This window comes from Pseudanabaena sp. 'Roaring Creek', assembly GCF_001402795.1.
In the GTDB taxonomy this organism is placed as follows: domain Bacteria; phylum Cyanobacteriota; class Cyanobacteriia; order Pseudanabaenales; family Pseudanabaenaceae; genus Pseudanabaena.
On record NZ_LIRE01000191.1, the window covers coordinates 1 to 10,430 of the forward strand.

A 10,430-nucleotide genomic window follows, 5' to 3' on the forward strand; every position below is an offset into this window, starting at 1 on the left:
GATATAGAATCTGTAATAGAAGCTAAAAAACTATTGCTAACTTAACGATGAAGACTATCAAACAATTAAGTATATTGCATTAAATAGAGAAAATATACTTAAATTATTCTGGCAATTCATTTTTTAGTTATTTTCTAGCCCCAATTAATACCAATTACCAAAAGTGTGGCTACACTTTTGGTAATTGAAAACCAAACCCAGTAAGGGTTTTAAAATCACAAAATGGCTACGCCATTTTGTGATTTGGTATAAAATGACTAGTTAGCTAGGTGCAATTAAATATAACATCCCAAAACCTAAAACTTACGTTGCGTCAATGCTACAGGTTTTGAATCTAGTATTTAATTATGCCTATTTATCTACTTGCCATTTATTTGTTATCTATTTGTTATCTATTAGAAACAATAAGTTTCCTTTAATAGTCATTTCTAAAGCTAGTTTATCAAATAGTACGAATAGTACAAATTTAGTTAAATCCAACCTGTAAGTTTTTTGCTGTTGCTTAGGAATGTACTGATATGGCACAGTTTTATAATCCACACCAGTCCGATCGGTTTATCGAGCAGGTTTCAGATACAACTGACAGTAGTATCGATAAGGCACAACAGAATATTTATGATTTCTTCTTAAGAATTATCAAGCAATCTAAAACTGAAGAAATTTTAAACCAATTTAATAAATTATTTATTGAATATGAAGAAGTTGATGATATTCATGCCTACTATGCCTTAGGTGAAATTATATTTCATGATAGAGAGCGTGATTTCAAACATACTCTTATACGTTGCTGCTACATACTCAATAACAACTGGGCTATCAATGGGAATATTAGTGCTTGTCAGCAATTGGTAGATCTTTTCTCTGCGGATTCCATAGTCCTTCCCACGAAAATTTATAAGTTGAAAAAGCTAAGGGAATGGCTACAAAAATTTCTTCATTCTAGTGAATATAATACTCTGCGATCGCTATCAGGCAGATCGGGCATTCATCGCAAATATCATAATTGGAGTGAGCGCTTTTCTTCCTATTTACTAATTTCAGAATATGCTGATGCTAGTAAACCTTTAGAGCAGCGTCAATATGCTGAGACGTTAGCGCGGAAAATCAAAAAGCAATTTAAATTTGATCTGGCAATGTATACGGCTCGCCTTGATTCTAAGCTAGGAGCTAATCCTCAGCGACAAAACCCAACTAATCTAGGCGATGGGGTATTAATTTTAATTAAAAGAGTTTTGAATAAACAGGGTAATGAAAGCTATCAAAATGCCGCCAAAGCTTTTTACAACCAAGTCTATAATTTAAATTTTTTAGAATTTAAACAAAGCTTGCTTAGCTATCTAGGCATAATTCAAAATAACTTAGAAGTTTCCGAAGTGATTAATCAGACGGTCATTCAAAGATTAATGCATTTTCAAGAACATCGCCACGAAGAAGAGATGTCGCTCAGTTTATTACATGTTACTTGCAATCGCATTTTGCAGTATTTGTTGTTAAATAAACGTCGTCATCCCTCTGAATTTTTACAGCTATCCTTAGAATGTAATAATTTACTTAATCTAGTCATCCTGCTATTAAAAACCGTACTAATCTATCCCAATATTCGTTTTTATTTAGAAAGCTATGTAGCCGAACTCATTAAGTTTTATAGCTCCTATGAAGAAACTGAATGTCGTACTTTTATTAATTTCCTCGATATTCTCAATGTCACCTTGGCAATTTTTGATGAGGATATCAACTATAGCTTGATCAAAATGAATAATGTTGAGCAGGATGAGCAAGATATAAACTTAGAAAATTATCGTGTGTTTTCGCAGTTAAAAAAATTAACCCATGATATCAATGTAAGAGATATCGAGAACAAATCAAACTAGCGAGCCAATCCATTCAAAGACGCGATTCCATGCCCACCAGCGATCGCGATCGCCATATTGATTTTGGCATTTTTTACTACTCACATAACCGACATGACCGCCATGTTTGGTAATCATTAGTTTAATGGCGGGGTTATCTTGAGCGATTTTTACTAGTTCAGGAATAATTGCAGGATCGAACATCGGATCGTCCTCAGCATAAAGAATTAAGGTTGGCTTTTGCAGATGTGGCATGAAATGTAAGGGGCAACTGGCATCGTAATAATCCTCAACGGAGGCAAAACCTAACTTGGCGATCGTCAATTCATTATCAAATCCCCAAATGCTATTAGCTCTCTCGACTGCATGGCGATCGATCGCTTCAGGATGCATTTTTGCCATGCCGCGACCGAGTTTCTTGAGTTCACGAGCGATCGCCTTCTCCAAAAATCGCCCCAGTTCATCCTTAACTAAATAGGTGAGCGATCGGTTGGAGTCAACGCTAGGACAAATTACCGCTCCACCTGCAATATCAGCAGATGTGATGCCTAAGTCACTTCCCCAATCAGCGATCGTCTCCCCAGCCTTAATCCCCCACAACGCCAACTGTCCTCCCAGTGAATATCCCATGAGCCAAAAAGGGGCTGGACAGCCTAATTGCTTGGCGATACTGGCAATCCGAATAAAATCTTCGCCTTCGTATAGCCCATCGGAGGTTAGCGCTGGGGATAGCTCTGCGGTTTTACCATGAGCCCGCCAATCAAACAAAACCACTGCATATCCCCGATCTAAAGCCTTACGTCCTAAGATTTTGAGAAACCATTGGTTATCCAAATCCCCCGTAATGCCATAGGTCGCCACAATCGTTCCTTTCGCATTCTGCGGAATTGCATATTTTCCAAAGATCGGCACGCCATTTGCCCCAGTAAAAATATGTTCTTGATAAACGGGTTCTGGTTCTATTGTGAAATTTTCCCATTTTCGGCTTACCCGCAAAGCCGTATAAAGGGTCATTAGCAACCCATTGCTGAGATGCCAAGGTGGTGTATAGAGCATATCAACCAGTCCATATTTACATTTCTTTACGTCTAATACCAAATCATAAAATGGCGTAGCCATTTTATGATTTGAAAATCCTTGCTGGGTTTGGTTTTTAATTCCCAAAAGTGTTGTCACACTTTCGTGAATTGGTTTGATACCAAAACACAAAATGGCGTAGCCATTTTGTGTTTTTCAAAACTTTACTGGGTTTGGTTTTTAATTCCCAAAAGTGTAGCTACACTTTTGGGAATTGATATAACTATAGCAACACAGGAGATAGCCAGTCTTTTATCTACTAGCTATTTTTTGACGGAGAGAGAGGGATTCGAACCCTCGTTAAAGTTACCCCTAAACAGCATTTCCAGTGCTGCGCCTTCAACCACTCGGCCATCTCTCCTCGCTTAGCTTCACAATAACCAGTACAAAAATAACCAGTACAAAATGTTTGATTAACTTTGTAAAAGTTGTTTGTTTCGCTGTGCGGATTCTAATCATACCAAAGCTTGGTACATATGCAAGCCTTATAATCCATAAAATCAAAATTTTTTTGTTGACTTAGCGATCGCCCCACAGAATGCTCAAGCAGCCTGTTGTCGATACCAAGCGATCGTCTTGTTCAAACCTTCCTGAAAATTCACAGCAGCGCTAAATCCAAAGGCTGTTTTTGCTCTTTCGACATCAAGACAGCGGCGGGGCTGACCATTGGGCTTATCAGTTTCCCAAAGGATTTCCCCTTCATATCCCATTAATTCACAAATTAGATGGATGAGATCCTTAATAGATATTTCTAAACCCGTACCAATATTGACAGGTTCTGAATCGTTATAATTTGCCGATGCCATCACGATCGCTCGCGCCGCATCGTCGGAATAAATGAATTCCCTTGTAGGTGAGCCATCTCCCCATACTAAAATCTGGCGATCGCCTCTTTGCTGAGCTTCATAAACTTTCCGAATCAGGGCAGGGATTACATGGGAACTGCGAGGATCGAAATTATCTTCAGGTCCATAGAGATTAACGGGTAAAAGGTAAATGCCATTAAATCCATATTGCTGGCGATAGGATTGCAATTGTACCAGCAAGGCTTTTTTGGCTATGCCATAGGGCGCATTGGTATATTCAGGATAGCCATTCCAGAGATCGCTCTCTTTAAAAGGTACAGGTGTGTGGTTGGGATAGGCGCAAATTGTCCCCACACAAACAAATTTTTTCACCATTGCTTGATAGGCTGCATGAATCAACTGCACGCCCATCATGAGATTGTCATAAAAAAGTTCGGCGGGTTTTTCACGGTTTAGCCCGATACCACCAACATGGGCAGCAAGATGAATAATCAAATCCTGATCCTGCACTACTTTTTCACAATTAGCCAGCGATCGCAAATCAAGCTCGCGCGATCGCGGCACGGTGATCGAATCTGGATTAGCTCCTGCGCCGATTAATTGGGCAATGACCCGCTTACCTAGAAAACCAGCACCACCAGTAACTAAAATCTTTTGATTTTTGAATCGATCTTGCAAATGAAAGTTTGATTGATTTTCTAGCATGAAAATTTTTTTTGACTAATTTGACTAAAGTACAAATAGATTAAAAGCCCTAGGAAGTAGGGCTTTTAATTTACCAATTTGAAGGTTGTCCAGTATTCCGCAATGTCGCCACATCTTGAGAATGCGTACCTTTAGGATTAGGTAAATTCAAAACCTCAAGATCGGCATCAACCATTAACTCCACCAAGTCTTTAAAGGTGACTTTGGGCTCCCAACCGAGCTGCCGTTTCGCTTTACTGGAATCGCCCAATAACAAATCAACTTCAGCGGGACGAAAATAGCGCGGATCAATTTCTACATAATCTTCCCACTTGAGATTGACATAGGTAAAAGCTGCTTCCAGAAATTCCCGTACGGAATGGGTTTCGCCTGTGGATATTACGTAATCATCTGGTTTTTCTTGCTGCAACATTAGCCACATCGCCTCAACATAGTCCTTGGCGTAGCCCCAATCTCGCTTAGAATCCAGATTTCCCAAATATAGTTTTTTTTGCTGACCTGCTATTATGCGAGCGATCGCCCTTGTGATTTTGCGGGTCACAAAAGTCTCACCTCGACGGGGCGACTCATGGTTAAACAAAATGCCATTGCAAGCAAATAAGCCGTAGGACTCGCGGTAATTCACGGTTTGCCAATGGGCATATACCTTGGCGCAGGCATAGGGGCTGCGCGGATAGAAGGGGGTAGCCTCATTTTGCGGTACGGCTTGAACTAACCCATACATCTCTGAAGATCCAGCTTGATAAAAACGGATCTCGCGATCGTTGCGTTGATGGTAATCGCGAAGCGCCTCTAGTAAGCGCAAGGTTCCCATACCGACGGTGTCAACGGTATATTCTGGAGAGTCAAAACTTACACGCACATGGGACTGAGCGCCCAGATTAAATACTTCATGGGGGCGAATTGATTCCAGAATCCGTCCTAAACCTGTGCCATCTGTCAGATCTCCATAGTGCAAAAATAGCTTGGTGTCTGGTAGATGGGGATCTTGATACATATGATCTAAGCGATCGGTATTAATCGTGGAAGATCGCCGTATGATTCCATGCACCTCATACCCTTTTGCTAATAATAGCTCTGATAAATAGGAGCCATCTTGTCCCGTAATGCCAGTAATTAAAGCGCGTTTGGATTTACTCATTAAAAATGGTTAACGTAATCAATAAAAGTTTATGGCAATATGCAGGTAAAGTGATTGGGCTACGTCACTTTGCCTATACTAAAGGCATTTCCCTTCGATTAACATTTTTTCAAATTCGGCCGCAGGCAAGGGTGGACTAAAGAAATATCCTTGGATGCGATCGCAGCCATATTTCCTTAATAATTGAATCTGTTCTGCGGTTTCGACTCCTTCCGCGACTACTTGCAAAGACAAACTATGGGCTAGCTCTATAATGGCAAGGGAAATCGTCGCATCATGGCGATCGGTGGTGATATCTTGAATGAAGCAATGATCGATCTTGAGTGTATTGACGGGAAAATGCTTGAGATAGCTTAAGGATGAATAGCCCGTCCCAAAGTCATCGATCGCGACCTTTACACCCATTGCCTGCAAATGCGATAGCACCTGAATGGTCAGCTCAGCATTTTGCATGATAATGCTTTCGGTCAGTTCGAGTTCTAAATGCTCTGGCTTCGTTCCCGTTTCCTGCAAGATTTTACTGATGGTTTCAATCAAATTATTTTCTGGTCGAAAATGCTGCCCCGATAGATTAACAGCCACATATCCATAATTAAGCCCAGCCTCCCGCCACGATCGCATTTGTTCGCAAACAGAGCAGAGGACTACTTCACTTAACCTGAGAATCAGTCCTGTTTGTTCGGCAACGGGAATAAATTTATTGGGCATAATAATTCCTAAATCGGGATGTTGCCACCGAGCTAAAGCCTCTGCTCCGACAATTTTTCCTGACGTAAGATCGATTAGGGGCTGATAAAAGACGCGAAATTCACTCCGATCCATCGCACGATGTAGGCTATTTGCTAAAGCCATATATTCTGAGGATTGAACGTTCAGATCGGGACTATAGAGCTTATAACTATTCCTACTATGATTCTTGGCATAGTACATTGCCAATTCCGCATTTTTGATTAATCCTTCTAACTCTTGATGATCTTCAGGAAAGAGCGTAATTCCAATACTGCTGGTAATAAATACCTCATGCCCATACAAGTTGTAAGGACGACTTAGTAGATCTAATATTTTTTGCGCCTCTTGCTTAATGCTGCTTTGATCTTCGATATCGGAAATGATCATGGCAAACTCGTCGCCTTGGATCCTTGCCACCATGTCACAGGGGGCAGTGTAGCGCCTTAAACGTTCGGCGATCGCCTTAAATAATTGATCGCCAATATCAGTCCCCAGCGTATTGTTAATGATATTGAAATTATCCATGTCCAGAAATAGGACAGCTAGGGATTTATTATTAATTTTGGCATGGAGGATAGCTTGGGCTAAGGACTCATAGAATAGGATCCGATTGGGGAGTTGGGTCAAACCATCATGGTGGGATAGGTACTCAAACCTTGCGCCAGCAGCTTTAATCTCATCGTAATAATGCTCTCTCACAGAGTTGTACTTCTGTAACCGCGAAGCGATCGCCCCCAGCAAATCCGCCGATGTAAAGGGCTTAGTTAAGTAGTCATCAGCCCCCAATTGCATCGCTTGACGCATATCTGTCTTTTCCGTCATGGCGGTCAAAAAGATGAAGGGAATCATAGATGTCTTTGATTCTTGGCGCAGCGCGGTGAGTGTACCATAGCCATCTAGTTCGGGCATGGCAATATCGCAAATAATCAAATTCGGCACATAGGTCTTTGCCATTTGCACGCCCACGACTCCATTCTCGGCTCCTAACACATCAAAACCTTCGTAGGATAGAGTCTCCATGATCTCTTCCCTTAAAGCTTCTACATCCTCGATGACTAGAATCGTTGTCATAATTTCACTTATTCCTTTACTTATTCCTTTAGGGAAATAGGTAGTTTTACTTTTACAGTTGTTCCTTCATTCTCAACACTGCTAAGTTGAATTGTGCCACCAAGTATATCAACTGAATTCTTAATAATTGCCATTCCTAAGCCAGTTCCCACAATCATACCAACATTATGAGCTCGATAAAAATGTTCAAAAATCTTCGCTTGATCTGGCATAGGAATGCCAATGCCTCGATCTTGAAACTCTAATAAAAGTTTGGGTGGATATTCCTTGGTTTGTGAAATTGTAAAATTGATATCGCTATTATTAGGAGAATATTTAATCGCATTTGATAATAAATTCGCGATAATTTGTCTTAAAAATTTAGGATCGATTGTTAATTTCGATGGCAAGTTAATGTTGTTAAATCTAACTTGATGCCGCCCATTACCAATTAACTTAGCTTGTTCGATTATTTCTTGACAGAAATCTTCGAGATTAATTTCTTCGGGGTGTAATTCAAACTTACCAGATTCCGTCTTGCCAATAATTAGCACCTCTTCAAGCAGATTAGTCATCCCTTTAACTTCCCGCTGAATTTTATCAATACGTTCTAATTTTTTATCCTCAGACATTTTATGTCCATAATTTCGTAATAAATCACTGGCAGTTTGGATCGTAGCCAAGGGTGTACGAAATTCATGGGAGGCTCTGGAAATAAATTGGGATTTGAGTTCGTTTAATTCTTTTTCTTTGAGTAAAGCCCTTTCCAATTGGCTCAGACTTTGCTCTAGTTGTTGAGTGCGATCGGCCACTTGGCGCTCTAGATTTTTATTGAGATCCTGCACCCGCTCAAATAATTTGACTTGCTGGATCGCGATCGCCACATGGTTAGCGAGCTGTTTGAATAGATCGATTTCAAACTCTTCCCAATCGCGGGGAGCAAAACATTGATGGGCAATTAATAATCCCCAAAGTATACCGCCAAGGGAAATCGCCACTACAATATTTGCCTTTACTTGAAAACATTGTAAAAGCTCTTTATAGGAGGGATTTAAATTGGCATTATCGACATTATTAATACTGGAGATAACTTGATTTTGATATTGCTCGATATAGTCTTGATTAAAGTTGGAGTCGTTAATCGTTTGTCCGAGAATCGATAATACTGAATCATTCACCGCTTCTACGACAAATTGACCGCTTCCATCCTCTTGAAACTGATAAACAACTACGCGATCGATACGTAATAGAGCCTGAGCCTCTTTAACGGTGATAGCCAGAATTTGCTCTAAATTTAATTCACATTGAATTTTGAAGAGGATTGCATTTAATAAACGTTCCCTTTCGCTTTGATAGCGTAGCTGTGTCTCAACTTTTTTGCGCTCGGTGATATCGTAGTAACTACTCAAATACATACGCTTACCTTTGTATGCCATGAGTCTTGTCGAAACTAACACATCTTTGAATGTGCCATCACGGTGACGGATATGAGTTTCGACAGTCATCACCTGTCCTGTTTCTTGCAGATGCTGCAATCGTTGTAAAGCCCTGTCATGTTCTTGGCGATCGGGATATAGGAAGTTGGTAAAATCATGGCTGGCATTTGCCTCAGCAGCAGTATATCCAGTCAAATTTTCCATTCCATCATTAAAGATAGAGAAATAACCTGAATCATCGCTAAAGGTAATTCCTTCCTTAATCGATGTTAGTACGGTTCTCAAGCGTTCTTCACTTTCGAGCAATCTTTGGGTCGATTTCACCTGCTCGGTGATGTCGGTTTGAATACCAATATAGTTGGTCAGTTCGCCACGATCGTTAAATACTGGAGCAATGTAAAGATCGTTCCAAAATGGCGTGCCATTTTTTCGATAATTAAGCAGAACCGCATGGCATTCTCGTTGTTCTTGAATTGCTTGATGTAAATCTAAAATGCCGATCTGTTGGCGATCGCCCCCTTGCAAAAATCGACAGTTACGACCAATGACCTCCGCAGCACTATAGCCAGTAATTCTTTCAAAGCTGGGATTAACGTAAATCGTCGGGTTCTCGGGCTTTGTGGCATCGGTAATGACTATCCCATTGGAACTAGCCGCGATCGCTCGTTCGCGCAATTGTAACGAACTCTCTACCAGTTTGCGCTCCGAGACATCACGTAAGGAGGCAACTACATAAACCATGCGATCTTCATCGATGGTTTCCGACACGCGCATCTCCGCCGAGGTAGTCGTACCCCGATTGAGGATGTCGATATTGGTGCTTTCTCCCGTTACTACTGGCAAGCCAAAGACTTCACCTACAATATCTTCGGCTTGACAACCAAATAAATTTTCGGCAGCCTGATTGACATAGCACACAATACCTTGGCTATCAACAACGACAAAGGCATCGGATATGGCGTTGACGAGATGACTAAATTTTTGATGATTGGGCTGTCCAACTTGAGATTTAGATAGGGATAAATTGCTAATATCTTGGCAAGTACCTACGATTTGCGGCAATTGATTGTTATCAATTACCAAAGAAAGCGAAATTGATACCAGATGCTTAGCGATCGCGTCAGTTTCCACCTCATACACCACCTTTTTCCGAGATTGTAAGCATTGATGGATATGTACATATAACTGCCGCACAAAATTTTGAGGTAGGCAATCATGGGGCTGCAAACCAATGAGATTTGAGGGCTTTTCTGGACTAAGTTCGCCCCACACAAGCTGGACAAAAGCAAGATTGGCGATCGCAAATCGAAGTATGAATTTTGAATCGTTAATTTGGTCGTTAATTTGGTGATCGATTTGGTCGTTAATACTTAACCCGTAAGGGGGTGACTCTATCGTCAAGGCAAAAACACCGCATTGAATATGATCTAGGATATTCTGCATAACAACCAAATCATCTACCAAATATTTCCATTCTAAATATTGCCGTACTTAAATATTGCAATACATTGCAATACTTAAGTACGGCAGTATAAGTAAGTGGGCTTAATTAAATATAAAACCCTAAAACCTGCGGCGCACGCGCAGCGTGCGCCGCAGGTTTTAGATCTGGATTTTAATTATGCTGAGGTACTTA

At 40.7% G+C, this 10,430-nt stretch carries 6 protein-coding genes and 1 tRNA gene; 1 reads left to right on the forward strand and 6 read right to left on the reverse strand.

Going from position 1 to position 10,430, the window contains the following annotated elements; translation table 11 throughout:
- Positions 1 to 518: 518 nt before the first annotated feature.
- Positions 519 to 1,871, forward strand: a complete 1,353-nt coding sequence (locus tag AC805_RS06090) for a hypothetical protein (RefSeq protein ID WP_055074590.1) — start codon at positions 519 to 521, stop codon at positions 1,869 to 1,871.
- On the opposite strand, the gene AC805_RS06095 is transcribed toward AC805_RS06090, so the two are convergent.
- The 6 genes from AC805_RS06095 to AC805_RS06120 form a co-directional block, all read right to left on the reverse strand.
- Positions 1,863 to 2,906, reverse strand: coding sequence for an alpha/beta fold hydrolase (locus AC805_RS06095; protein WP_055074595.1), 1,044 nt, complete (start codon positions 2,904 to 2,906; stop codon positions 1,863 to 1,865). The genes AC805_RS06090 and AC805_RS06095 overlap by 9 nt on opposite strands.
- Positions 2,907 to 3,201: 295 nt before the next feature.
- A tRNA-Ser gene (locus tag AC805_RS06100) sits at positions 3,202 to 3,288 on the reverse strand.
- 181 nt (positions 3,289 to 3,469) lie between these two features.
- Complete coding sequence (locus AC805_RS06105; RefSeq protein WP_055074591.1) at positions 3,470 to 4,438, reverse strand: GDP-L-fucose synthase; 969 nt, start codon at positions 4,436 to 4,438, stop codon at positions 3,470 to 3,472.
- A 70-nt stretch (positions 4,439 to 4,508) separates the two neighbouring features.
- Complete coding sequence (gene gmd / locus AC805_RS06110; protein WP_055074592.1) at positions 4,509 to 5,579, reverse strand: GDP-mannose 4,6-dehydratase; 1,071 nt, start codon at positions 5,577 to 5,579, stop codon at positions 4,509 to 4,511.
- 78 nt (positions 5,580 to 5,657) lie between these two features.
- Complete coding sequence (locus AC805_RS06115) at positions 5,658 to 7,379, reverse strand: EAL domain-containing response regulator (protein WP_055074593.1); 1,722 nt, start codon at positions 7,377 to 7,379, stop codon at positions 5,658 to 5,660.
- A gap of 20 nt (positions 7,380 to 7,399) precedes the next feature.
- Positions 7,400 to 10,237 (reverse strand): PAS domain S-box protein, encoded by a 2,838-nt coding sequence (locus AC805_RS06120; protein ID WP_055074594.1) that lies wholly within the window; start codon positions 10,235 to 10,237, stop codon positions 7,400 to 7,402.
- Between the last annotated feature and the right edge of the window lie 193 nt (positions 10,238 to 10,430).